The 25,532-nt window shown below is 43.9% G+C and carries 23 protein-coding genes and 2 riboswitches; of the genes, 4 read left to right on the top strand and 19 right to left on the bottom strand.

The features are described 5' to 3' along the window. Nucleotides 1-19: 19 nt before the first annotated feature. Entirely contained in the window at nucleotides 20-574 is a 555-nt protein-coding gene (locus AC1U9Z_RS00720) for a YqaA family protein (RefSeq protein ID WP_479955227.1), read from the bottom strand. A 195-nt stretch (nucleotides 575-769) separates the two neighbouring features. After that, nucleotides 770-885: riboswitch (molybdenum cofactor riboswitch) on the top strand. Nucleotides 886-1,016: 131 nt separating this feature from the next. On the opposite strand from AC1U9Z_RS00720, the gene AC1U9Z_RS00715 reads away from it, so the two are divergent. Continuing rightward, entirely contained in the window at nucleotides 1,017-1,889 is an 873-nt protein-coding gene (locus AC1U9Z_RS00715) for an ABC transporter substrate-binding protein (RefSeq protein ID WP_479955225.1), read from the top strand. A 66-nt stretch (nucleotides 1,890-1,955) separates the two neighbouring features. On the opposite strand, the gene AC1U9Z_RS00710 is transcribed toward AC1U9Z_RS00715, so the two are convergent. Continuing rightward, complete coding sequence (locus AC1U9Z_RS00710; RefSeq protein ID WP_479955223.1) at nucleotides 1,956-3,242, bottom strand: ATP-binding protein; 1,287 nt, start codon at nucleotides 3,240-3,242, stop codon at nucleotides 1,956-1,958. 170 nt (nucleotides 3,243-3,412) lie between these two features. After that, nucleotides 3,413-5,134 carry a [Fe-Fe] hydrogenase large subunit C-terminal domain-containing protein gene (locus AC1U9Z_RS00705; RefSeq protein WP_479955221.1) on the bottom strand — a complete coding sequence of 574 codons (1,722 nt, stop codon included), beginning with the start codon at nucleotides 5,132-5,134 and terminating at the stop codon, nucleotides 3,413-3,415. A gap of 320 nt (nucleotides 5,135-5,454) precedes the next feature. On the opposite strand from AC1U9Z_RS00705, the gene AC1U9Z_RS00700 reads away from it, so the two are divergent. Next, on the top strand, nucleotides 5,455-6,168 hold the full coding sequence (locus AC1U9Z_RS00700; protein ID WP_479955219.1) for a hypothetical protein: 714 nt from the start codon (nucleotides 5,455-5,457) through the stop codon (nucleotides 6,166-6,168). Nucleotides 6,169-6,290: 122 nt separating this feature from the next. Then, nucleotides 6,291-6,463: riboswitch (M-box (ykoK) riboswitch) on the top strand. A 176-nt stretch (nucleotides 6,464-6,639) separates the two neighbouring features. Further along, a complete protein-coding gene (gene corA, locus AC1U9Z_RS00695; RefSeq protein ID WP_333530181.1) occupies nucleotides 6,640-7,608 on the top strand; it encodes a magnesium/cobalt transporter CorA in 969 nt (322 codons plus the stop codon). Between the two features lie 201 nt (nucleotides 7,609-7,809). On the opposite strand, the gene AC1U9Z_RS00690 is transcribed toward corA, so the two are convergent. Next, nucleotides 7,810-8,976 (bottom strand): anti-sigma-I factor RsgI family protein, encoded by a 1,167-nt coding sequence (locus tag AC1U9Z_RS00690; RefSeq protein ID WP_479955217.1) that lies wholly within the window; start codon nucleotides 8,974-8,976, stop codon nucleotides 7,810-7,812. Continuing rightward, a complete protein-coding gene (gene sigI / locus AC1U9Z_RS00685) occupies nucleotides 8,969-9,724 on the bottom strand; it encodes an RNA polymerase sigma-I factor (RefSeq protein ID WP_479955215.1) in 756 nt (251 codons plus the stop codon). The genes AC1U9Z_RS00690 and sigI overlap by 8 nt, the downstream gene beginning before the upstream one ends. A 362-nt stretch (nucleotides 9,725-10,086) precedes the next feature. Between sigI and AC1U9Z_RS00680 the strand changes: the two genes are divergently transcribed. Next, the gene (locus AC1U9Z_RS00680; protein WP_479955213.1) at nucleotides 10,087-10,320 is read left to right on the top strand and encodes a hypothetical protein; all 234 of its coding nucleotides are present in this window, start codon (nucleotides 10,087-10,089) and stop codon (nucleotides 10,318-10,320) included. Nucleotides 10,321-10,449: 129 nt separating this feature from the next. Here the strand turns inward: AC1U9Z_RS00680 and AC1U9Z_RS00675 are convergent, their stop codons facing one another. The 14 genes from AC1U9Z_RS00675 to bshA all read right to left on the bottom strand — a co-directional run bounded on the left by AC1U9Z_RS00675 (nucleotide 10,450) and on the right by bshA (nucleotide 25,530). Next, the gene (locus tag AC1U9Z_RS00675; protein ID WP_479955211.1) at nucleotides 10,450-11,373 is read right to left on the bottom strand and encodes an SGNH/GDSL hydrolase family protein; all 924 of its coding nucleotides are present in this window, start codon (nucleotides 11,371-11,373) and stop codon (nucleotides 10,450-10,452) included. Nucleotides 11,374-11,395: 22 nt separating this feature from the next. Then, nucleotides 11,396-11,995, bottom strand: a complete 600-nt coding sequence (locus AC1U9Z_RS00670; protein WP_479955209.1) for a DedA family protein — start codon at nucleotides 11,993-11,995, stop codon at nucleotides 11,396-11,398. A 306-nt stretch (nucleotides 11,996-12,301) separates the two neighbouring features. Further along, the gene (gene pyk, locus AC1U9Z_RS00665) at nucleotides 12,302-14,053 is read right to left on the bottom strand and encodes a pyruvate kinase (RefSeq protein WP_479955207.1); all 1,752 of its coding nucleotides are present in this window, start codon (nucleotides 14,051-14,053) and stop codon (nucleotides 12,302-12,304) included. 40 nt (nucleotides 14,054-14,093) lie between these two features. Further along, nucleotides 14,094-15,056: a 6-phosphofructokinase gene (gene pfkA, locus AC1U9Z_RS00660; protein ID WP_333530172.1), complete on the bottom strand. Its 963-nt coding sequence runs from the start codon at nucleotides 15,054-15,056 to the stop codon at nucleotides 14,094-14,096. A gap of 71 nt (nucleotides 15,057-15,127) precedes the next feature. Continuing rightward, nucleotides 15,128-16,072: an acetyl-CoA carboxylase carboxyltransferase subunit alpha gene (locus AC1U9Z_RS00655; protein WP_479955205.1), complete on the bottom strand. Its 945-nt coding sequence runs from the start codon at nucleotides 16,070-16,072 to the stop codon at nucleotides 15,128-15,130. 11 nt (nucleotides 16,073-16,083) lie between these two features. Continuing rightward, a complete protein-coding gene (gene accD / locus AC1U9Z_RS00650; RefSeq protein ID WP_479955342.1) occupies nucleotides 16,084-16,944 on the bottom strand; it encodes an acetyl-CoA carboxylase, carboxyltransferase subunit beta in 861 nt (286 codons plus the stop codon). Nucleotides 16,945-16,981: 37 nt separating this feature from the next. Next, nucleotides 16,982-17,173, bottom strand: a complete 192-nt coding sequence (locus AC1U9Z_RS00645; protein WP_333530170.1) for a putative signal transducing protein — start codon at nucleotides 17,171-17,173, stop codon at nucleotides 16,982-16,984. Nucleotides 17,174-17,329: 156 nt separating this feature from the next. Further along, nucleotides 17,330-17,563 (bottom strand): trp RNA-binding attenuation protein MtrB, encoded by a 234-nt coding sequence (gene mtrB / locus AC1U9Z_RS00640; protein WP_479955203.1) that lies wholly within the window; start codon nucleotides 17,561-17,563, stop codon nucleotides 17,330-17,332. Nucleotides 17,564-17,624: 61 nt separating this feature from the next. Next, nucleotides 17,625-18,320, bottom strand: a complete 696-nt coding sequence (locus AC1U9Z_RS00635; RefSeq protein WP_479955201.1) for a cation:proton antiporter regulatory subunit — start codon at nucleotides 18,318-18,320, stop codon at nucleotides 17,625-17,627. A 116-nt stretch (nucleotides 18,321-18,436) separates the two neighbouring features. Beyond that, nucleotides 18,437-22,042, bottom strand: a complete 3,606-nt coding sequence (locus tag AC1U9Z_RS00630; protein WP_479955199.1) for a DNA polymerase III subunit alpha — start codon at nucleotides 22,040-22,042, stop codon at nucleotides 18,437-18,439. A gap of 236 nt (nucleotides 22,043-22,278) precedes the next feature. Then, on the bottom strand, nucleotides 22,279-22,968 hold the full coding sequence (locus AC1U9Z_RS00625) for a DUF2225 domain-containing protein (RefSeq protein ID WP_479955197.1): 690 nt from the start codon (nucleotides 22,966-22,968) through the stop codon (nucleotides 22,279-22,281). A 268-nt stretch (nucleotides 22,969-23,236) separates the two neighbouring features. Beyond that, nucleotides 23,237-24,037 carry a C40 family peptidase gene (locus AC1U9Z_RS00620; protein ID WP_479955195.1) on the bottom strand — a complete coding sequence of 267 codons (801 nt, stop codon included), beginning with the start codon at nucleotides 24,035-24,037 and terminating at the stop codon, nucleotides 23,237-23,239. A gap of 42 nt (nucleotides 24,038-24,079) precedes the next feature. After that, the gene (locus AC1U9Z_RS00615) at nucleotides 24,080-24,391 is read right to left on the bottom strand and encodes a putative quinol monooxygenase (protein WP_479955193.1); all 312 of its coding nucleotides are present in this window, start codon (nucleotides 24,389-24,391) and stop codon (nucleotides 24,080-24,082) included. Continuing rightward, on the bottom strand, nucleotides 24,391-25,530 hold the full coding sequence (bshA, locus tag AC1U9Z_RS00610) for an N-acetyl-alpha-D-glucosaminyl L-malate synthase BshA (RefSeq protein ID WP_479955191.1): 1,140 nt from the start codon (nucleotides 25,528-25,530) through the stop codon (nucleotides 24,391-24,393). The genes AC1U9Z_RS00615 and bshA overlap by 1 nt, the downstream gene beginning before the upstream one ends. Between the last annotated feature and the right edge of the window lie 2 nt (nucleotides 25,531-25,532).

The raw sequence follows: 25,532 nt of genomic DNA, 5'->3' as shown, positions 1-25,532 counted from the left end.
ATTGATTGGTGTAAGTATCTCATCTACTTATTCTTTTAAATAACCAGACGACAAGCACAAGCACAAAGCAAATACTAACCGTAATCAAACCAAAATAGTTTTCCAGCAAGGCTATAGCCTTTTCTCCTATTGCTATAATCAACAGTGCTTCTAGAAAAAACCTTGCACTTCTACTGATGATTGAGGCTAAGATAAATGTAATTTTGTTAATACGAAAAGCTCCGGCCGAAATGGTAAATATTTTATAAGGAATGGGTGAAAAGCCTGCTATGGCTACGGCCCAACCACCGTAGCGCTGAAAAAGACCTTGTATCTTCAGCATACTCTCTGGTGAAACCCATCTTTTCAATAAAGGTCTACCTGCAAATACGCCAATTAAATAACCAAACATACCACCAAGAACCGAAGCCACTGATACGATAGCAGCAAACCAGAGTGCTTGCTCCGGGTTGGCAAGGGCCATCGGAATCAACAAAACATCCGGTGGTATGGGGAAAAAGACGGATTCTATAAAGGATAGAATACCAAGACCTAAACTACCGTAATTTGAAAAAAAATCCAATATACCTTCCATTTATCTCCGTCCATAAAAAGAACTTGACCATTCCTTCTATCTTAAATAATGCTATTCGCGATAAAAGGTCTGACTATTATCATACGAATATCCCTATCCCCTGTCAATAGTATGAGATACCATTATTCACCATGAAATATTTTCCCTAAAGAGGAATATTTATGTTTCTGAAGAATTATATTATAATGCATAAACAACTAAATAATGCTCCGAGCCTACCAACCTAAAGTATTCACGGTTCTTAGGCCGTTAGGGTTTGCCGGGAAACGGGCAGACCTCCCGGTGTGGAAAGGAGGAATTTAATCATTCAGGACGGGTAAACCATGTACTGTTTTCCATATCAGTGCGCGGTTTTTTTATGTTTATTGGGGGGTGAAACAGCATCATAAATAGTCCCTATCCTAATTAATTTTATATTATTACTTTAACTGGAGGTTTTACTATGAAGAAACGTTCGACAACATTTATTGCGTTACTACTGTCAATGATCATGCTGGTATTTGTTGGCTGTGCTCAACAAAAAGCCCCTCAGGAAGAAGCCAAACAGGAAGCCCCAACACCAGCAGTAAAAGATGTTATTCTGGCCACAACCACCAGCACCCAGGACAGTGGCTTGCTGGATGTATTAAAGCCCGAATTTGAAAAACAAACCGGCCACAACCTAAAAATTATTGCTGTGGGTACGGGTGCCGCCCTACAAATGGGTGAAAAGGGTGAAGCAGATGTATTGCTGACCCACGCTCCCAAATCCGAGCAACCCCTGGTGGATAGTGGTGTTGCCATCAACTACAGTCTGGTTATGCACAACGACTTTATCATTGTGGGACCTGAGAATGACCCTGCGGGCATTAAGAACGCAAATACTACCGCTGAAGCCGTAAAAATGATTGCTGATAATAGTGCTATCTTTGTATCCCGGGGCGATGATTCTGGTACTCACAAAAAGGAACTGGATCTTTGGAAAGAAGCCCAGATAGAACCTAAAGGTCAAAATTGGTATCAAGAATCCGGTACTGGCATGGGCGCAACACTAAATATTGCCTCTGAAAAACAAGGCTATACCCTTACTGACCGGGCAACCTATTTAGCCCAAAAGGATAATCTAAAATTAACGATCCTATTACAAGGTGACAAATCCTTATTAAATATCTACCACGTAATGAATGTAAACCCAGAGAAATTTGATAAGGTAAATGCCGAAGGCGGCAAGGCCTTTGTAGACTTTATGGTAGCTAAGGAAACCCAAGATATTATTGCTAAGTTTGGTGTAGATCAATATGGCGAACCTTTATTCTTTGCTGATGCCAACAAATAAGCTTTAAACAATATTAGAAGGGAGTGTCGCTTGACACTCCCTTCTAATATTGTAAAGTGCATTCAATCAGCTTACTTCTGCACTAAATATTTTATCATAAGGAAACTTGATGACAAAGTCGGTACCAAGGGGTCCTGTTTTTACATCAATTGAAGCACGGTGCCTTTCGGCAATACTATAACAGATCGCCAGACCTAGTCCGGTGCCGCCATCCTTTGTGGTATAAAAGGGTGTTCCAAGTTTTTTCATGATTTCATCCTTGATCCCTTCCCCTTCATCCCGAATAGATAATATTACATGGGGTTGCCTGGTGTAGGTGCGGATCGTAATATTCCCACCCTCGTGCATCGCTTCTAGGCCATTACGAACTAAATTATAGATAACTTGTCTTATTTCATTTTCATCCAGTGGCAGGTCCGGCACCTTATCCAGTATGGCATAGACATGTTTTTCTTCTTTCGTGGCCTGGGCTTGCATTAATGGCAAAATTTTTGTAATGACATCATTAAGGTTTTTCGTTTCCACTCTTTCCGGTTTATTTCTAGCCAAGGTAAGAAACTCAGTAATAATAGCATTTGCCCGATCCAACTCTTCTATCATCAATCTAAATTGATCCTTAAAATTCTGACAACTTTCCTGCTTTGCTTGAAACAACTGTAAAAACCCTCTAACCGTAGTTAAGGGATTACGGATTTCATGTCCGATCCCCGCTGCCACCTGACCAATTAAGTTGAAGCGTTCCAGTTTCTTGATCTCTCTTTCCATCTCTATTGATTCTGTGATATCCCTATGGGATAACAACATACATTGTTCCCCAGCCATATTTACAACAACACCCGAACCCTGAAGAATCCTCTGGGTTCCCTCCCTGGTACAAACTGTAATTTCCTTATTGTAATTTTTTCCTTCCTTAGACAACTCCGTTAAAAATTCGTTGCGTTGTTCTCCATCCACAAAAACATTAAGATCTAACATAGAATGTCCAATGATTCTTTCCCTAGGAAAACCAAAAAGCCGTTCTACATTTTTATTTACATCCACGATAACATAATCATTTAGTCTAACGATAGCTTGTATATTTGGACTATCATGAAACATTTTAGAAAACCGTTGCTCCGATAGTTTAAGGGAGTTCTGTGCCTTCAGTAGTTGGGTGTGTTTATAGCATAAAAACACCGTGGAGAAAATAGCAATCATACAGCAAAACAAAAACCCCCATACTAATTCCTTGTTAATCTTGTAGAATCCTTGTAAATCTTCTATACTTGGTTCTCCATAGCAATAAACTGGGAAATTAAAAAGGCTAAAAATAAGAGAACACAGTATTATGCCTTGAAAAAATTTATTTTTCAATAGGTATCCCCCATCTCATCACAAGATCAAAAATTACCCCTAACAAATACAATAATAATTAATTAAAAATAAAAATTATACTAATATTGCTATTCTCCTGCGAAGAAAAAGGATAGTTACTGTCGAAACCAAATAAAAACAGCCCTTCAGAAAAAAGGCTGTTTTATAATCTATTCGTAGTTTCTACCAATGTTGGCCATGGCCGATCCAATATTAAGCAGTTGATCATAGGTTGCTACGATTTGTTCTAAAGAGCTTGTGACAATTTTTATTGCCCTTTCCTGTTCTAAAATCGTCACACTATCTTCCCTTAGGCTGGTCAGGACATTGGTAATATCCGCAAGTGCAATGGTGGCCTGTTCGGATTGCAGCTTTGTTTCTGCAGCAATTTTTTTAATTACCTCTAAATCGGAACTGATGGCAACTGCCTCCCCAGAATCCTGACAGGATGAACACTGGTAGCGAGATACAATATTTAAGACCTTTTTAGCCAATTCCGTTGCATCCTTGGCATTGGTATTGGTTTCGTTTATTAAGGCCTCCAAGTATTGATTGCGAACATTCATTTTAGAAGTGGTTCCCTTAAGGGTTAAGGTTGAAAAATTAATTGATTCCATCGAAAGCATTAACTTACTGCTCATTTCCATAAGACTAGAGGTTAGGGCCGGAACCTGACTTAACAGAAAGGGTAGACACATTTCCTTTTCCGCCATACCTTGCAAACAGGCAACCGCCTTTTCCCAGCAGGTATCATAACCACAGGCACCACAGTTAATCAGATCCCGAGGACTTATTTTGCCGGTTTCTTTGAGGGTTTGCCAAACCTGATCGGAGGTAAAATCCTTCTTCATAATTGGTTTTGCTTGAAAAGTCCTGCTAAAATTCAGTTTCTCCCTGGCCGCAATAATTTCTTTATTATCTAAATTATTGTTTTGGTGAACCGTATTGCAAATCTGTTGGGCCCTTACCACATAGGGTTTTTCACTGACCATCCCAGGCCCCATTACACACCCTTCACATACCAGCATATCGACAAATTTAGGACTAAAATCTCCTTTGTCAATGGCCTTTAATACCTCAATACAACGACGTGCCCCTTCTGTCACCACAATTTCCATACGGGAAACGTCCTCTTGGATACCGGATGTTTTTAAAAGCCCTCCGCTGATCGGAAAGGTCCTTGCAATTTCAGGCTTTGGGTTTTCCCAGGGTTCATCTGTTAGTTGCTGCCAGTCGATACCAGCCTGTTGATACCATTGGTCCAGTTCTTTAAAGGTAATTACCGCATCTACATACCCACCTGTATTAACGTCCGTGGATTCATATTTTTTTGATAGGCAAGGCCCAATAAAAGCAACCTTATAATTAGGATAAACCGATTTAATAATTTTTGCCTGTATTAACATCGGAGAATCCACGGGAGAAAGGTACTTTACCAGGTTAGGAAAATGTTTCTCAATCAATTGCACCACTGCTGCACAAGGTGTTGATATTAAGGTTTTATCTGTCTTTCTCAAGAGCTTTTCTTGTTCCTTAGCACATACACCTGCCCCATAGGCCACTTCCTGAATACTTGAAAAACCAAGTGATTTAAGGGAAGCCACCAATTTACCCGCTGCTACATCAAAGGACGCTGCATAGGAAGGGGCAACGATTGCTGCCACAGGCTGACCATCTGCTATCCATTGTTGAATAAGAGGTGTATCATCCTGTACCTGTTTGGCTCCGATGGAACAGGCCAAAACACACTGACCACACCCAAGACAACCTTCCTCAACAATTTCTGGTAGACCTTTATTAATGGAAATTGTCTTGACAGGACATGCCCTGACACAGGCATAACATTTTCTGCATTTTTCATGATCAGTCGTAATTAAGGCAATGATAATCACCCCCCGAAAAATCGTGCATATGGTATTTTTTCATCATGCAAATAGTCTCACAAAACAAGTGCTTCGGATTGTTATTAGTTATATTATATTATAATTCCATGCAAAAATATCAATGCAAAAATAATGCCAGCGTAAAAAACACCCATAAACGAGTAAAGATGAGTGTACCAGAAATATTTTATTTGCGTTTATTGCAACAATACTTTTGTGTTCTTCTTTTATGTTCCGTTTCATAGCAACTGTGTAAGTTACTGACATAAACAATGCTTGGTTAAAAAGCGTGTTATAATTAATTACTGCATAATTTAGGAGGTACCCGGATGGCACTTTATTTGGACCTTGATCTTGATTACTTTGTTTATCCCATCATAAAGGAAGCTGTGACAAATCACCGCCCCAGCTGTGATGACATATATGCCCTCGCTGATCCTAGCCAACTACTATCTATTATAAAGCAAAAAAATATTTTTTGGAGTGAAAAACGTTTTATATTTTCGAATCACATGCAAAGTCACCTTAGGTGGTGGTTAAATGGTAAATTAAACAATACCGTTATTCATATTGATGCCCACAGTGATTTATACGGCCATCGTCTTCGTGATTTATCTAACTTAAAAATGCTGGGCTGTCAGAACTTTTTGTGGCACTCCATCCGAGAAGGGTTAGTCTCTGAAATTTTTTGGGTTTTTCCAGATAATGCGGTGGATTTAACAAAGGAAAATTTAGTATATGATATCTTTACCACGGAACAATTAAACAATTTTTACCTTAAGGATAACGTACTAAATATAGAATTAAATTGTCTCCTGCCTGGCAACAAACCAAAAACTATACACTATCATTTATTAAAAGCAGAGGATTTACCTGTGTTTGAAGAAACAGTGGAGCTTACCACTGTGGCAACCTCTCCGGAGTTTATTCCCCGTCAGGCTGATTCCCTGATCGTATCAATTGGCCAGCGGCTTAACCTAAGCCCTTCATTAATTGAAAACATTTTAATGCAGCATAGGGCCATGAAGACCCAAGGTAAATAGAGAAAAACGCAGATAATCAAATATTTTAAATATTTTTTACGCAATATAGGTCAAAATGGCTCAAACTTTTGTTAAAAGGTTGACACATTTAAATCCATGTCCTATATTTAATTTAATAGTATATTTTTCTTCGTTAGGTGAGGCTTCTACATAGACAGATGCCACTGCCCGGAAATGTCGAGAGACTCTAACGGGTTTAACAGGTACTACCGGCTTAAGGTTTTACCTAATGTGGCTGGGACAATTCATTGCCCTAGCTATGTACGTGCTAAAACTTGTACGAGTGGGGAAGGCTTTGGTGCCCTTTGGGTGCTAGTTACCTTCTGTTTTTGTGAAGGTTTTTTTTATTTTCCAATAGGAGGTGGTAAGGATGGATGACCCGTATCCCAGGGTTAAAACTTTAAATTGCCGTTTCATTCTTACCATAAGAGGCTTTTCTGGGTAAGAGCATCTTCTATTGGGGGTGGTACTATGATTAAAACCTACATGTATGACCAAAGCACCGATAAAATGCGTCATGATATTAGTTTGGATAACCTGCACCCTTTTTTGACTAACAAGAAAAACTTTCTCTGGGTGGACCTCTATAATTTCTCCGAAGAAGAGATTAAATACGTTGCCAACGCTTTCGATTTCCATGAACTGACCATTGAGGACTGTATGCATTACAGCCCCCGGGCTAAGCTTGATAAATATGATGATTTCTATTTCCTCATGATGCACGCCATTCGCTACAACGAAGAACGGGACGAAGAAATTATGCTGGTTCAGCTAAACATTTTTTTAGGTGAAAATTATGTGGTTACCGTTCACAAAAACACTTTGCCTAGCCTGGGGCGTATGGCCAAGATATGCCTCGGAGACTGCAAGCTTTCTAATAAAGGAAGGGATTTTTTCCTCTATTCAATCATCGATGGCTTAGTGGACGAGTACTTCCCTGTACTGGATCGAATTGGTGATCGTATCGAAGACTTGGAAGATGAAATATACGAAAGACCCAGTCGGGAAACCACCGATGAGTTTCTTGCCTTGAAAAGAACAATCTTAACCATGCGACGAGCCATTACGCCCCAGCGGCGAATCTTTTATAGTATCAGCAGCAGTTCCTTTACCGTCAGCGAAGATAATCAACCCTACTATCTGGATTTAAAGGATCATTTAGAACGAATTTCTGACACCATTGATGGCTATAAGGATCTAACAGATGGCGCCTTAGCCACCTATTCCTCCATCATCAGTGCTCGGACGAACGAAACCATGCGCGTTCTTACGGTAATATCTACTATTTTCATGCCATTGACCTTTGTAACTGGATTTTTTGGTATGAACGTTCCTTTACCGGATCAAAACTCCATCTGGGCCACGGTAAGCATAACACTGGGTCTGATACTTGTATCACTTTGGATGGTCATTCTTTTTCGTCAAAAGAAATGGCTGTAAAAACACCTCCGCCAGTTACTTGGTGGAGGTGTTTTTGCGTTAACTATTGACTTTGAAAATGCCATAAGCGTGCCATCCCCCTCGAAGAGGGGGATTATCAAAAAACCTCCTTCTCCGAGGGGGATAGCAGCGAAGCTGACGGGGGGAGTCGCCACGCAGGGTTCAGCACCTATTTTTCAGGGTCTTTCTCTTCCTGGTCTTTTATCTTCTGATCTCTTTCTGCTCATTCTTCTTTTGGTCTTTTATCTTCTTTTCTTTCTCTTTCTGTTCCTTCTCTTTCCGTTCTTTCTTTTGAGCGTTGGGTTGGGCAGGTCTTTGCTCCTTATCCTTGCTTTTCTTATTATCCATATGGCTTTGGCGACGGTCATCCCGTCGCTTTTGGTTATCATTTTCCCTTGTTTCTTTTAGTTTGCCTTCATCCCTATCATCACCCCTTGATTGAATTTCTTTATTTACAGGGTGATTTGGTAATACCCTCCAATTGACTGAGGATTTGCCGGACTCCTGTTTCATTAACTGTCCCGGGGGTAGGTTTTTATTGGGGTATTTTTCTTGGTTCGTCTTCTCCTTGAATTGGAATTCCTGTGAGCCTGAACTGGGCATGACTTTAATTCCTACCTTCGCTTTGGCTTTAGGATGAGGCAGGTATTGCTGAATTTCTATACCCTTTTCCTTCTCTAATTCCCCCAAACCCTTTGTCTTTAATTCATCCAAATTGATTTTTCCGCCCTTCTGGCTGCTGCCTTGGTAAATCAGATAGCGCCCCACCGAAAGTCCCTTTGCCTCAGCTAATCTGTGATCTTGTTTAGTGGCACTCTCGGTAACCACTTTAATCGGAGCAGGTATCTCGGCCACGGATATTTGAACGGTCGATTCCAATTTATCTTGATCAACCACTGTTTGGTTCTTCGTTGAAGGAATAACAGTTGCCAAAACAATATTATTATTATCATTTAAATAATTGCAATTTACTGCTTCTTTCAGCAGCATTTCCACCGCTTGATAAATTTCCATTTTCTTAGGGGTAACCTTTTCTAACAGTGCCATGCCATCTTCATTGAGTCCACTGGCTTTAATAACCGTGCCCGATTTATTAACAGCAAGTTCCACACTGGGGTTAATATCCAACGCCACATAGGCAGCAGCCGGACTAATCAAAAATTTGCTCCAAATACCAATGAGCACCACCACCAGCACAGAGGCCGCAGCCATTCCTTGAATTAAGGAGGGATATTTTAGACCTAGAATTTCCTGACCCAGGATATGATTCTTACCGGTAAGCAGCACCTTTACAAAATGTCCCTCTGAGGTCATCAGTACACCCATGGGTCCCTTTTTCTGTACTAAAATTCCCGTAATCTTAGTCATTATTGCTTCCCTCCTTTCTTTCTGACCAACCAGTTAATTTTAAATAAGAAAAAAGATAGATAAATCTGTCTCTATGGTTCAATAAAAGTGCCATTGCTATGATATAGCGCCGGCCCTTTTCAATTGTTTTACGATGAAGACCCGAAACCAAAGCTAGCTCCTTTACAGGCAGCCGTCCGGTACGAAGCAGATGTTCCATAAGTGAATCCTTTTCCACAAGAATACTGGCAACTGAAATAAGATTTTCTCTGGAATCCCTATGTTTAGGTGAGGCATCTACCAGTTCGCTGACGCTTATACCATATTGAGAAAGCTCCTTTTGAAATTCCAGAACTTCCTCTTGACGCTCTCGCATTTCTGCCTCGTGCAAATATATTTCCCAAGCCTGAACCGTTTCATGGTGCATAGGCGCATTATCGGCAATCTGATATTCCAGGGGTTGATGTCTATGCCGGGACTCCTTGCGAAAATAGTCCGAAAGGCGACTCTTAATAACGATCCTGGCAAAACCTAGAAAGGGTATTTTCTTTGCTTCTTCAAATCGATCAATGGCTTCGTTAAAGGCCATGATACCAACACTTAATTCCTCATCCCTGCCCCATTCCAAACAACGATTGCAGTATTTTACACAGACACCCTGAACAAAAGGTTTGGCCTGCTCCAATATATTTTCCCTTGCATTCGCATCGCCATTTCTAGCCTGGTTCAGGTACAGTGCCGTATATTGTTCCAATGTCAAATTGGTCACTCCTCCTGACCCAACTACTCCCCTCTGATATCCTTTTTTCCTTACTATAGAATACGACCCGGGTAATCCTTTTTAGTAGGTAATGAAGGGGTTGGGTAATAGAAAAAACCCCTGCCCTATTTAAATTTGCAGAGGTTGTCCTTATAATTTTACAGGGATAGGTAGATATGTGCAATATAAAAAGGTATAACCACTGCTTCCAATTAATGTTAAACAGCCAAACAATTGGATTGCCGTCATTACCTTCGCTATCGCTCAGGATAACATAAAGTTTTCATTCTTTGCTGGTACTGCCTGCGGCACGGAAGTCATTTACTATGATACAATATTATAGAACAGAATAAAGAAAGGTGGATTTAGACGTGAATAAAGGTCATGTTGAGATTAAACTCTTTGAGCCCTACGCCGTGGAAGACCTAGTGGTCTATGTAACTGGCCCCAACAGTGGCTCTGTAATAGAAGCTGACTGCCGCTGGGAATTGACCACCACCGTGGGTAGCTGTGATTGCTGTACCTTTCGCTGGCGATCCCGTCACGACACCTCTTTTAAATGCCGCCACATTTTAGCCCTGCGGCAAGTGTTAGGCGTGGACTAATGAAAAGGTCTTGACCATTCCGCTAGCACAAGGGGACGGTTCTTTTGTGTTGTTCTAGAGAACAACACAAAAGAACCGTCCCCTTGTGCTAGCAGGGCGGGACAAAGAACCTGTCCCCCCCGCCCCACTTTAGAAATGTAATCGGTTGGCCAATTGCCGGATCGCTGCCTGGCCAAGGAGGCGGTAGCCCTCGTGGGTGGGATGTCCGCCGTCCAACAGGTAGCGGGGGTCTCCCTGATCGGTACCCGTAAGGAGTAGCGGGGTGTGAAAATCTAAGGTAAGGAACTCCCTTTCCTTGGCATATTGATCAATCCACTGGCGAATTTGGCCTAAGTTTTCATGATATTCCTCTGCATCCTGGCGAGTCCCATCGAAGCATTGCAAGAGTTGTTCAATGTTTAAGGGGGATGGTAAAACCATTATGGGACAGATACCCTGCCGCAGTACCGACTCCACCACCTGCTGGATATTGTGCTGAACCCTTGGCAAGGAAACCTTCTGCCAACCATCGTTATGCCCTCCGGCAAAGATTAAATAGGCCGGTTTTTCAGAAATAACATCCCTTTGCAGTCGATCCAACATCTGTCCCGTGGTCTCCCCATTGATACCACGGTTTAACATAGGATAATCTGCGTTGTCAATCACTTTGGTGACCCAGGAAAAACCCGGTCCATCTGGATAACCATAGGTAATGCTGTCACCTAAACATACGACCTTATTTCGATTGATAACTTCCTCAAAAAAATGCACCCCTGCCTCATCTGGCAAAGCGAAGGTTACTTCCCTTAAACCGGTATGGAAAGACATGTGCCGCCGGGCTTCGGAAACCATCAGGGGTGCCATTTCCGCCACCGAAATCTCCTGTTCCCTGGTATTTACCACTGGCAGCATCAGAGTCTCTAAGCCTTGTTCTGTGGCAGCCTTCAGTGCCCTAGCCATCACTGTCCTGATTTCCTGTTGGATGTTCTCTTTCTGGTTTGCCTGCAGCACCCGATCAGGTTTAGGATATAATTTACTTAGCTGTTGTAAATCTCCCTGCACAACACGAATCATTTATCTTCCCTCCCGATTAAACTCAAATTCTATTACGCTGTAAACCAGGCAAATAATGCCGAATTAAATATACTCCCAGCAGAACCACCGCCAGTATCCATAAATATTTAATCCCCGGAGCATCCATCAGCCTGGGCCAATTTTGACCGAGCAGTGCTCCACCACCTAAAAAGGCAGTGAGCCACAATACGGCATGAATTAGGTCAAAGAAAAGAAACTTGATCAACGAAAGACCGCTAATGCCTGCGATGTAAGGTGTTAAGTTACCGACAGTGGGAATAAACCGTCCCCCGATAATAAAACCAGGAGCAGATTTAGTTAATAGCTCCTGGGCCTTGGCAAATCTCTCCGGCGTAAGTTGCAGATATCTTCCCCATTTGGTAAGGAAGGGCTCCCCAACATAACGACCAAGTACAAAGGCAGTAATCGAACCCATTAAATAACCTGCCAAGGCCACCAACCAAGCAATAATAATATTAAATTCACCCTGACGGCATAAAAAACCTGTTAATGCAACTAAGACGCTTCCGGGAAAAGGAAGGCCCAGGGCTTCCAAAAAAACGCCAACAAATAAACCGGGTAAACCTAGACTCGTTAAAATGTCTAAGATTTGTTCAGACAACTTTTTCGCCTCCCCAGTTTATTATGGCTGTTCGAGTCCTTTAATATTTGTTTTCTGGGTGGGCTTAGTTTGCTTAAATTTGTTGGTTCGATATAAGCCATTGCTGGCAAAGGGCTGTATGTAAGTAAAATTTTCTTTCCATAAGGGTTCAAGCCAGCCCAAACCATGGCGTTGAAAAGAAGCATCCAATTAGCCCCTGCTGATGCGCTAGGCCCTCCACTGCCCCTGGCTATCCGGTAAATCTAAAATGAAGCACAACCCTGCCAAAAGGCAAGTTATGCTTCATTTCTAGTAATACCTCGTAAACTATAAAACCCTGGCAATGCCGCCATAAACCAGTCCCCGCTGGCTATCCACCGTAATAATTTCATCATCCGGTAGAATGCTGGTGGCATTATCCATACCGACAATCACAGGTATGCCAAATTCCAAACCTACGATGGCAGCATGAGAGGTAAGTCCACCCTCCTCTGTAATGATAGCCGTGGCCCTTTGCATAGCGGGTACAAATTCGCGGTCAGTGGATACGGTAACAAGAATATCTCCGGGACGAACCTTTTGTTCTGCCTCCTGCGGTGTGCGACAAATGCGCACCCTGCCGGTCACTGCCCTTTGGCCAATACCTGTTCCCTGGGCTAACAGTGTACCCACTGTATGCACCTTCATCATATTGGTGGTGCCGTGGACACCCACCGGCACACCAGCGGTAATGACGATGAGATCCCCTGCGGCAATATTCCCGGAGGCCAGTGCAGCCTCCACGGAGGTGTTGATCATTTCATCGGTACCGTGCACGTCTTGGATCAGCAAGGGAATCACACCCCAAACCAGAGCCAGTTTCCTTAACACATTCGTTCTAGGTGTCACCGCGATAACGGGTACCTTCGGACGATACTTGGCAATCATCCGGGCAGTATGGCCACTGGCCGTGGCTGTGACAATGGCACTTACACCCAGATCCTTGGCAACGGTGCAAACCGCATGGCTGATTCCGTCCGTGACTGTCCTTTGCAGGGCTGCACCCCTGAGTTCAAGGAGATCATCAAAATTTACTGCCAACTCTGCCCGTTGGGCGATACGGGCCATGGTTTCCACCGTTTGCACGGGATATTTGCCAGCAGCCGTCTCACCGGAAAGCATAATCGCATCGCTGCCATCAAAGATGGCATTCGCCACATCACTGGCCTCTGCCCTGGTAGGTCTCGGGTTTTGGGTCATGGATTCCAGCATTTGGGTAGCGGTTATGACTGGCTTACCTGCTTTATTGCACATTTCAATCATTGTTTTTTGCAGCACAGGCACTTCTTCTGCGGGAATTTCAACACCCAAGTCTCCCCTGGCTACCATAATTCCATCTGCCACATTAATTATATCCGCCAGATTCTCAACACCCTCACGGCTTTCAATCTTGGCTATGATATCAACATCCGCACCATTTTCCTCAATGATCTGACGTATGGCCAAAACATCTGCGGGTTTACGAATGAAGGAAGCGGCAATAAAATCCACCCTTTGTTCCAAACCAAAAATAATATCAGCGATATCCTTTTCGGTAATAGAGGGTAAGTTTACCATGACGCCAGGTAAATTGACACCCTTTTGGTTGGTAAGCTGACCACCATTGATTACCCTGCAGTGGACTTCCGTGCCTTCAACCTGCTCCACAACCATTTCAATGACCCCATCTGCCACAGCAACCCTACTGCCTGGCTGAACATCCTTGGGCAAATCCTGGTAGGTCACGGATACAATGGTATGATCACCGGACACTTCTCGCGTCGTTAAGGTGAAACGTTGATCCTGCTTTAAGACAACCGGTGGGTTAGCAAATGTCTTGAGGCGAATCTCAGGACCTTTGGTATCAAGCATAAGAGCAATGTTTTGACCTACTTCTTGGGCTGCCTGACGAATGGCAGCAATTCTATTCGCGTGATCTTCATGGGTACCATGGGAAAAATTCAATCTTGCTACATTCATTCCAGACAGCATCATTTTTTTCAAAATCTCAATTTTTTCACTGGCAGGACCGATGGTACATACAATTTTAGTACGTCTCATCAAAGACCCCTCCTTATGCAGAATCCCTTGCAAGTAATTTCTATATCGATAGTATTTTGGCAAGATCATACATCTCTTTATCAATGGGGCGACGCTTGCCAATGATTTCATTTAAATCAGTGGCTAAAATCTCCCCGGACCTCATGCCTATCATTTTATTCGATTCCCCTGCCATCAGTAATTCTACTGCTTTGGCACCTAATCTGGCAGCCAGTATCCGATCAAAGGAAGAAGGTGTACCACCCCGCTGTAGGTGTCCGAGAATGGATACCTTGGTATCAAAACCTATTTTTTCTTTAATGATATTACCAATATCCAATCCACTGGCTGCACCTTCGGCAACTAAGATGATCGAGTGTAGTTTACCCCTTTTAATACCGTTCAGGAGTTTTTTAGAAATATCATCTATATTGAAAGGAATTTCTGGGATTAATATGCTTTCTGCCCCACCAGCCAAACCAGCGGCCAGGGCAATATTGCCTGAATCTCTCCCCATTACTTCAATTACAAAGGTACGCTCATGGGATGTTGCGGTGTCCCGAATCTTATTGATGGCCTCCACCACATTATTTACCGCCGTATCAAAGCCGATGGTATAATCCGTGCCTGAAATATCATTATCGATGGTGGCAGGTACACCAATTATTGGCAGCCCATATTCTTGATGTAACAACTGCGCCCCCATAAAGGAACCATCGCCACCAATAACCACCAGTCCCTGAATCCCAAAACGCTGCACATTTTCCATGACCTGAGACCGGCCTTCTTTGGTTTTATATCTTTCGGATCGAGCTGTATGTAAAACGGTACCACCACGGCCAATAATATCTGCCACAGAACTAAGATTCATGGGACACATATCACCTTCTATCAGACCGCTATAGCCCCGGTGGACACCCATGACCTCCAGGCCATGGTAGATGGCCTTACGCACCACCGCACGTATACAAGAATTCATGCCCGAAGCATCCCCGCCACTGGTTAGTACACCAATTCTCTGCATGTAACAACCCTCCCTACTATGTCCCAATACACCTATAGCCTGCCGTGAAACGGCAGGCTTATACAATATTTTTATCCAGTTTGACCGATGGAACGAAATTTTCTATACCGTGCTGCTACCAATTCTTCAACGGGTATTTTCATAAGTTCTGTTACGTTATGTGCCAAAGACTTATCAACCATCTGATAGGTTGCCGCTAAATCACTGTGGGCACCACCCAATGGCTCAGGAAGAATCTCATCAATAACACCAAACCTTAGCAAATCCTGGGCCGTAAGATTTAATACCTCCGCTGCTTCTTTCGCCTTGGCACCGTCTTTCCAAAGGATGCTGGCTGCGGCCTCCGGTGAGCTTACTGAAAAGATAGCATGTTCCTGCATGAGAATTGTGTTGGCAACTCCAAGGGCCAAGGCTCCGCCACTGCCGCCTTCACCAATGACAACAGAGATGATGGGAATTCTTAAAGCAGACATGACCATCAGATTTTTGGCAATGGCCTCACCTTGGCCCCTTTCTTCCGCACCCATACCACAATAGGCACCTGCGGTGTCAATAAAGCAGATCACCGGACGGTTAAATTTTTCCGCTTGCTTCATTAAACGCAAGGCCTTGCGAAATCCTTCGGGGTGAGCCATACCAAAATTCCGATAGACATTTTCCTTGGTATCATGTCCCTTTAAATGCCCTATTACGGTTACGGGAATACCCTTATAGCGAGCAATACCACCCATTACAGCGGGATCATCACCATAAAGGCGGTCACCGTGGAGCTCCAGAAAATCGTGGAAAAGAGCCGTTATATAGTCCTTGGTATTGGGACGGGCAGCATGCCTGGCAATTTGCACCTTTTGCCAAGGATCTAGATTACGATATATCTCTTCCTTCATATCCCTGGACTTTTTCTCCAGAAGAATAATCTCATCGGAAAAATCGATGCCTTTTTCGTTGGTAAACCTTTTAAGTTCTTCAATCTTGGCCTCTAACTCCAATAAAGGCCTTTCAAAATCTAACGCCATACAGGCCTCCTTTAATTCGTCCTATGAAGTGCCAGAATATTAGCCAAGGTTTCTTTTAGCTGCGGACGATTTACAATCATATCCACCATGCCATGTTGACGCATAAATTCGGCCCGTTGAAAACCCTCGGGCAATTTTTGGCGAATGGTTTGTTCGATAACCCTCGGACCAGTAAATGCTATGATGGCTCCGGGTTCTGCCACAATAATGTCTCCTAAAGAAGCAAAACTAGCCGTTACCCCACCCGTTGTGGGATCCGTGAAAACAGAGATAAACAATAACCCTGCCTCGTCCAATTTGGCCAGGGCGGCAGAGGTCTTGGCCATCTGCATCAAGGACAAAATACCCTCCTGCATCCTAGCCCCACCAGAGGAAGAAAATAAAACCACGGGCAATTTTTTCTCAATGGCTGTTTCTATGGCTCTTGTGATTTTTTCACCCACCACAGACCCCATGCTTCCCATAAAAAAATGGGAGTCCAAAATCCCTATAATGATCGGGTTTCCTCCGATGGTCCCCTGTCCGGTGACCACAGCCTCTTGCAAGCCGGTGGTTTCTTGTATCGTCTGCATTTTTTCTTCATACTCGGGAAAATTTAAGGGATTTACGGTAGTTAACTCATTGTCAAATTCTATAAAGGAACCCTCATCCAGGGTCATACGAATGCGTTCCTTGGCATTTAAACGAAAGTGGAAATTGCACTTATGACAAACTTTAAAATTCTTATCCAGCTCTTTGGTATAAATAATTTCATTACATCTTGAACATTTAACCCATAAGCCTTCAGGAATGTCTCTTCTTTCGGTTTCTTGATTTTGTTCTGCTTTATCGGGGCGTACAGTTACATATTTAGACTTACGAAATATTTCCAGGACCAAAGACTCACCTCTCCCTTAGTTCCCCGCGTATCTATATGGTGTTAATAATCTCCAATGCCTCATCCAGCTCAGATTCTGGTACTAAAATTTCCACAGAACCATTATCATTGCCGTTCGGCAGTCCGATATTGCGTAATTTTACCAGTAGCCCTTCTTGTGATAGTGCCTTTTGTAATCTCTCAGCTTGTTTACGATTGGGCGCAATATATACGACTGTCCACACTTATAAATGGCCCCCTTGATTACATAGTAGAATACCCATGGATATTCGTATAGTTCTTTCTATAAATACACGGTGATTCCTCTTTTTTTATACTATAAAAATAAGTATATCCAGAGTAATAGCTCTGGATACAGTTTTGCATATGCTGGTTGCCAACTAGTCATCTGTTGAGATTTTGCCATGCTTGGTCAAAACCTCTGCCCGACCACGTATTTTAATGGCTGAAGTATGCTCGGTAAACTGAGCAATCACGATTTCACCTTTATCAAGTTTTTCTGAATGGTGGAATTTGGTTACCCCACCTCTGGTTAAACCAATCAGGGTTACCCCATTTTCCAGGGCCTTCACTACGATGTATTCACCCGCAACGATATTAATATTTTCAGCCAATTATGTTCACCCCAAGTAATTTCCTCTTTTTTACAGTTGATTCATCTTATCATATCTGCAATTAATTTACAAGCGGGTTATCTTCGTCATCCTTTTGGCAATCCCAGCAAAGTAAGTGATAAATATTTTTTAGTCTGCCATAGACGATCAGTTTATCTCCACCCCGGAGGACCTGCTTACCCCTTGGGGAGTGCAAAAAATCTCCTTTTCTATCAATTGCCAGGATAAAAAGTTCCTGATCGCGGATCTTGCTATCCGCAATGCATTTACCTGCCAAAGGATTATGATCCTTTAAACGAACCTCTGCCACTCCGTACTCCCTGTCTAAATGGAGTACCTCCTCCACCGTCTTTTTTTGCAGGGTCAAATGACGGGCTAATCGCCTTTCAATGCCCCTATCCAGCCTACCCCTGATGCTGCGGCTAGAAGCAACGCTTACGGCCAATAGCACGATCATGATGGCGATACTGGTCTGAATTAATGTCAGGGGATGACGCATTAATCCAATCAGAGCAGAGACAATGGTGGCTGTTCCCAAATAACCCAAAATCATCAGAACCATGATCAGACGCCGTCGTACATGGTGTTTGACCACCTGTTCCGACTCAGAGGTAGTATAACCCACCGTTACCAGGGCAGAAAGGGCTTGGAAACGAGCAATATGCAAATCCATCCCGGTCAATTTAAGGGCAATGGCTGATATCTCCACAATAATAAAAAGGACGAGTATAAACGACACCAGGAAAATCAGGTTCATTCTATAACCCCATTGTTATGTAATGAGAAGATTATATCAACGAGTCTAGGTCTCTCACAAGTTTCTCGGGGTGGTAAAAAATGGTCATCTTTTTTAGCCTTCAACCTGATGGCTAATTACAGTTCCAGTAAACTCTTCGGCACTGGGTAAGTGTCAGGATCAAAGGCACCGGATGGTTGAAGGCCCGCTGTTTGGGTGCCAATGCTATACTGGTTCGGTGTTTCTCTAAAGTGCGTGGTATCTCTAGCTGCAGCCACGGGAACTTTAATCGGGTGTGTCAAACGAATTCGAAGATTTTCTGCCTGGAAAAGCCGTTGCAATGACAGCTTTAGCTCGGTGCTGAGAGAAACTCCCTTTTCCCACTGTACCTTGTGCTTGGTGCTTGGATAAAAGAGAAAGACGGACGTCTGCCCGGGATGTGCTGCCAGCACTTCCGCCAATTCCTGTGGTTTGTCAGTGGTGTCTGTGATCCTCAGCCATAATTCGCTGGTTATTTTTTCCAGTGGCTGAAGCTCTTCTAACAAAATCTTGGCCTCTTCACCGTTATTACTAACTCTTCCCCTGAACAAGAGTGGTTCCCGCAGATCCAATATGCTCAAATGGCGGCGATAAACCTCCGGGAAAACAACCACCTCACAGCTTCCTGTTAAATCTTCAAAGGTAATAAAGGCCATGGGGGCACCCTTGCGTGAGGTAATCCTTTTCATGGTTGAGATAACCCCCGCCAATAATAGAGGCTGACCGTCTGGAAGTTCACTCAGATGCACCACTCTTTGTACTTCCAAATGATCTAACAACCAGCTGTATTCAGCTAAGGGATGACCTGAGATATAAAGTCCCAGGGCTTCTTTTTCCATTTCCAGTTGTTCCCGAGCCGTTAATTTAGGAACCGAGGGAAGTTCCATTGCCAGCAGCTGGGCCGAACTTTCCGGTATTAGATCAAAAAGACTCACTTGTCCCCTTTCCCTATCCCGCTGGGAACGTGCGGCATGCTCAATGCCCATTTCTAAACCGGCAATTAATTGCGATCGGTAGCCAAAGGCATCCAGGGCTCCGGCCTTGATTAAACTTTCCAATACTCTGCGGTTGGCCAAGCGCGTGTCTAAACGTCCGCATAGGTCAAAAAAGCTGGTAAAAGGCCCTTCCTTTTGACGCACCTTGATAATCTCCTGTACCACACCCCAACCAACATTTTTCACCGCCGCCAAGCCAAAACGAATGGCTCCATTGGCTACGGTAAAGTTTTCCTTACTATGGTTAATGTCCGGCGGCAATACTTGTAGACCCATGCGTCGGCATTCCTCAATGTAGAGGACCACTTTGTCGGTATTATCCCTCACCGAGGTCAAAAGGGCTGCCATATATTCCACCGGGTAGTTGGCTTTCAGATAAGCTGTTTGGTAAGAAACCAGGGCATAGGCAGCGGAGTGAGATTTATTAAAGCCGTAGCCGGCAAAGTATTCCATCAGGTCAAACATTTTTTCCGCCAACTGCCGGTCATAGCCCCTGGCCACCGCTCCGGGAATGGGGTACAATAACGGTTTTCCCTTTTCATCCACTGTGCTGCCATTAATAAACCAATCCCGATGCATGGCCATAATCCTGGCAATCTTTTTGCCCATGGCCTTACGCAAAGAATCGGCCTGACCCAAGGAGTAGCCCGCCATGACTCTGGCTATCAGCATGACCTGCTCCTGATACAGGATAACGCCATAGGTCTCTTTTAAAATAGGCTCTAAATCCCGATGAAAATAATCCACCTTGGTTTGTCCATGTTTCCGTTGAATAAAATCCTCTACCATGCCACTGCCCAAGGGACCCGGTCGGTAAAGGGCAACCAGGGCAACAATATCTTCAAAGGCATTGGGCTTTAGTTCCCTGAGAATGTTGCGCATACCACTGCTTTCCAATTGGAATACGCCAATTCCCTCACCCCTGGTTAACATATCAAAGGCAACCTGATCCACCAGGGGAATTTCATTTATATCCAGCTGAACGCCTCGAATCTGCTTAATTAGCTCCACGGCCTCGGCAATGACAGTCAAATTGCGCAGACCCAACAAATCCATCTTCAGCAGACCCAGTTCCTCGACGGTAGTCATGGGAAATTGGGTGGTCACTAAACCGTCGGAGGTTTTGTTCAGGGGTAAATATTCTACCAATGGATCTTTCGAAATCACGATCCCCGCAGCGTGAGTAGAGGCATGCCGGGGCATCCCTTCTAATTCTGCAGCAGTATCCACCAGGCGTTTAACCTCTGGGTCCTGGTCATAGGCTGCCTTTAAATCCGGTGAATTGGCTAAAGCCTTGGCAATGGTAATATTTAGTTCCATCGGCACCAATTTAGCTACCCGGTCCACCTCACCATAGGGTATATCCAAAGCCCGACCGACATCCCGAATGGCTGCCCGGGCAGCCATGGTGCCAAAGGTAATGATCTGGGCCACCCGATCCGTGCCATATTTTTGCACAATATAATCAATCACTTCGCCCCGCCGTTCATAGTCAAAATCAATGTCTATATCCGGCATGGAAATACGCTCCGGGTTTAAAAAACGTTCAAATAATAGACTATATTTAAGAGGGTCAATATTGGTGATGCCTAATGAGTAAGCAACAATGCTGCCTGCGGCAGAACCCCGCCCGGGACCAACGGCAATGCCCTTTTCCCTGGCATAATGAATGAAGTCCCAAACAATTAGAAAATACTCATCGTACCCCATTTGGCCAATGACACCTAGTTCATATTCCAGTCTTTCCTGCACCTGTCCACTGCAATGGCCATATCTTTTGATTACACCTTCCAGGCACTTTTCCCTTAGATGCTGGGCCGGACTAGACCCCTCGGGCACCTTAAAGTAAGGCAAGTGGTACTGGCCAAAGGTCAAATCCACTTGACAGCGCTGAGCAATCCTTACAGTATTACTTAACGCCTCGGGAATCTCCGCAAAGAGCAGGTTCATTTCATGAGGGCTTTTTAAATACATTTCCTGGCCTTCAAATTTCATGCGTCCAGGTGTATTAACGCTTTTCCCCGTTTGGATGCAAAGTAATACATCCTGAATATCTGCATGTTCCCGCTTCAAGTAATGGACATCGTTCGTTGCCACCAGCGGGATTTGTAATTCATTGGCAATCTTCAGCAACTCCCGGTTCACCAGCCGTTGCTCTTGATAGCCGTGGTCCTGTAATTCCAAAAAGAAGTTATTCCTACCAAAGATCTCTAAATAGTCTGAGGCGGCCTGACGGGCCTTGTCCAATTGACGGCCAAGAATTTTATCGGCAACCTCTCCGGCCAAACAGCCACTGAGGGCAATCAGACCTTTACTATAACACTTCAGAATTTCCTTATCCACCCTGGGTTTATAATAAAAACCCTCGGTATAGCCAAGGGATACTAGTTTTAGTAAGTTTTTATAACCCTCTTGGTTTTCCGCCAATAGTACCAAATGGTTCGGCTGATCATCCAGCTTGGGCACCCGATCCATTCTGCGTCGCGGTGCCACATAAACTTCGCAGCCAAGAATGGGTTTAACCCCTTCTTTCTGGCAGGCCTTATAAAAGTCAACGACCCCAAACATGCAGCCATGATCAGTAATGGCCAGTGCATCCATACCATTTTCCTTCGCCTGCCTGGCTACCTGATTGATCCTGGTTGCCCCATCCAAAAGGCTATATTCACTATGAAGGTGAAGATGGACAAATTGATTCTCTGACACCACTTACCCCTCCAGTAAAATGCATTACTTCTAAAATTATTTTAACATGAACTTTGCAACTTAGAAAAGCTTGGCTCGCTTGCCTGTGCCCTTTAGGCCATACCCTAAAGGGCACAGGCAAGCGAGCCTTAGCTTTTCTTAATAATATCCTCTTTAAAATCTTATATTTCTGCCAGTGTAAGAAATGCGACAGAGAGATCAATCTCCCTGTCGCACAGTCTAACGATCATCTATAAAATTTATTTCTGTCGCTGTATTTGTTCACGGATATCCTGCCAACGGGATCGAGCCATTCTGCTGAAAACTGGATAGCTGTTGGCTGCGGGATGGTTGGTAACGGAATGAAACCACTTGACTGCCCCCCCAAAATCACCACTTCGGTATGACAGATCCCCAATTAAATACATCATACGCAATTCCTTTTTGGCGTCCGATGAAGTCTCCCTTTCGTAGGCTCGTCTCATAAATTCTAAGGCCCGCAGCAAGGACTGATCTTCATTATTTTTATTTCCCTGATAACGGTAAAGCCAGCCCAAGCGAAGGTATAAAGAACCCTTCACAGAATCCTTGGCATTTCTTAGTTCCTGACAAACAATGGCCTTATTATAAACCTTAATGGCTTGGTCGAGGGTCCTCAGGCCGCCGTATTGCACCCCATCCTTCGGCCAGTTGGCTAAGATCGTGTTGATTGTGGTTTTTTCCTGTTCCGAGAGGGCTTTATTTGTTTCCTTCGTAAAGGAAAAGCCACAATAACGACAGACCATGACATCATAAAATACCGGGTTAATACCTATGTAATGGGTACAAAAATCACTGTCCTGCTTTTCTACCACAATGTATCTAGTTTTAACTTCAGGATGCATAAATTCTTGTCCACAATTCGGGCAAGTTACTTTTACCTGGAAGATCATATCTTCATTAATTTGCATAATATTCCTCTCCAAAAAACATAATACCTATATTATAGCAAATAACTGGAACGGATTGGAGAATTTTAGTCATTCGCTTTTAGCCTAATTACCAGACTACCACAAACCTTTTTCATCCTGAGCGATAGCGAAGGATCTTTCCTTCATTAGCTAGTTAACTCCAGTATCCTTCACTGTCCCTCAGGGTGACACACATTTTTGCAGATGCCACTAACGGCATGAAGCCTTTTAACCGTTTTCGTATTGCCTTTGGGCTAATAGCTGACGGCTAAAGGTATCTTCTCGCACCTAAATAGCGTCCGCTAAAAAAATGATCATCAAAGGAGGTAACCGTTACTCCTTCTTTACTGCGGGCATTGATAAATAAACCATCTCCCTGGTATATCCCTACATGTGAGGGACCCGGCTCAATGGTAGAAAAGAACACGAGATCCCCCTCTGTAAGTTCCTCTTTTTGCACAGGCTTCCCTACCTTAAACTGATCCTGACAATCCCTGGGTAGTTGGTAGCCATTGCTGAAATAGGCCATATAAGTAAGGCCCGAACAATCAAAACCCCGCACGGTCATGCCCCCCCAAAGGTAAGGAGCCCCGGCTAAGCGTCCCGCAGCCATTAATACCCCTTTGCTTTGGCCAAATCCACCCTGGGGCATCATGTTCGTGGCATCCTTGGCTAAAAATGCATACTTTTTTTCCGGTAAGACAACCCTTAATCTTTGGTTTTCCTGTCCCACCACTGGCAATATACTTCCCATAAATAACGTACAAAAACGATCGCTGGTGCATAAGGGGTGACGGCTTAATCTGGCCGCAGGCTTAGTAACCTGTATGGCTACAGCTTCCTGGGGCCACTTTGAGAGACAGAAATGATCCACCTTGCCCCAGCCGGGGGAACCGTCGTGACATTGTAGATGAAGCCAATCCCCCTCAACACCCATCACAAGGGCTGGCCACCCCATTAACTGTTGCGTAACCAGGGGAACCCCTGCCTCAGGTTGTTCCAAGATATCAGCCACAGACACCGACGTGATTACAGTGGTCCCCACTTCTACCTCTCTGAGATCCATCATAGAATCATCCCTCTGCCCTTTTATTACACAATATTCGGCAGTTTATTTGGTTATGCTCTCTACAACATAATTTCCAAAGTCCGGTTGACCCTCTAGCAATTGCATGAGTTGAAGAAATCCAGCTGTGGCACCGGGGTCACTGCTTAATTTGCCCATTGCCGCTTGCTGCGCTTCTTCATTCTCCCAAATAGAGATCACCACAAACTTATTACTGTTCCCTTGAGACCTAGCCACATATCCATGCACCAGTCCGGGTTGATGATTTAAACATTTCATATGTTCCTGGATGACGTTCCGAAGTTCATCCCCGTGACCTTCCTGGGCTTCAAATTTTCCAAATGTGATAACTTGCATCATAATCCTCCTCTGAAAGCTGGTTTTTGTTGTAAGACTAACTGGTAAATACCTTCATATTTTTCCACCCAATATGCCGCATTAAACTTAAGCACGGCATGGTTCCTGGCATTGACCGATATCTTTTCCTTTAAATCCTTATTTTCCAATAACAGTAAGGTGTATTTGGTCATTTCCGCTACATTTCCCACCTCTGTGAGAAAACCCACTTGACCATGCTCGACAACCTCTGGAATCCCCCCGGATCGGGAGGCCACCACAGGAACACCGCAGGCTAAAGCTTCCAGTGCCGCTAGGCCAAAACTCTCACAACTGGAGGGAAATAACATGACATCTGCCAATGCCAAAATAGGCGCAACATGATCCACCTGACCAAGGAAGGTAACTTCCCGAACCAAACCTAAATTTTGTGTCAGCTTTTGTACCGCAGGCATATCCGGACCATCACCGATTAGGACTAACCGAGCCTTACGTTTTTGCCTTACTTGGTTAAACACGTGAATCACATCAAGCACCCTTTTGAGCGGTCGAAAATTTGATATATGTATGATGATCCCTTCATCTTCATTGGCAAGAAGTTTCCGTTCCATTCCCCGGGAGGGTCGAAAGGCCTCCGTATCAACAAAATTATAAAGAACGGGTAGTTCCTTTGTATAATTAAATGCTTCACGAGTTTGTTCAGATAAAAAATTAGAAACCACGGTAACTAAATCACTGACCTCCAAGCTATAGCGGGTGGTCTCATAAAACTCTTCGTGGGCTCCCACCAGTGAGGTATCGGTGCCATGCAGGGTGGTAATAAGCGGAATATATTGGCCAAGAATTTGCCTTGCCAAATGTGCCCCCAGGGAGTGAGGTACGGCATAATGGGCGTGCAGCAGATCCAATTGGCAGCTCCTTAATACCTCTACTATTTTATTAACTTGACTAATAAAATAAGGCGGAACCTCAAAAAGCGGGTGATGAAAGGCTCCTACTTCATGGATAAAAATATTTTTTTGATAATTTCTCAGGCGAAAGGGATGACCGATGGAGATAAAATGAACCTGATGTCCTTTACTGGCTAAGTTCTTCCCTATTTCTGCAGCTACCACACCACTTCCCCCGCAGGTTGCATGGCATAGTATACCGATGTTCATTA

This window comes from Desulfotomaculum sp. (assembly GCF_982386235.1).
Note: the sequence above shows the minus strand (reverse complement) of the source record. Positions and strands in the feature narration are given on the sequence as shown.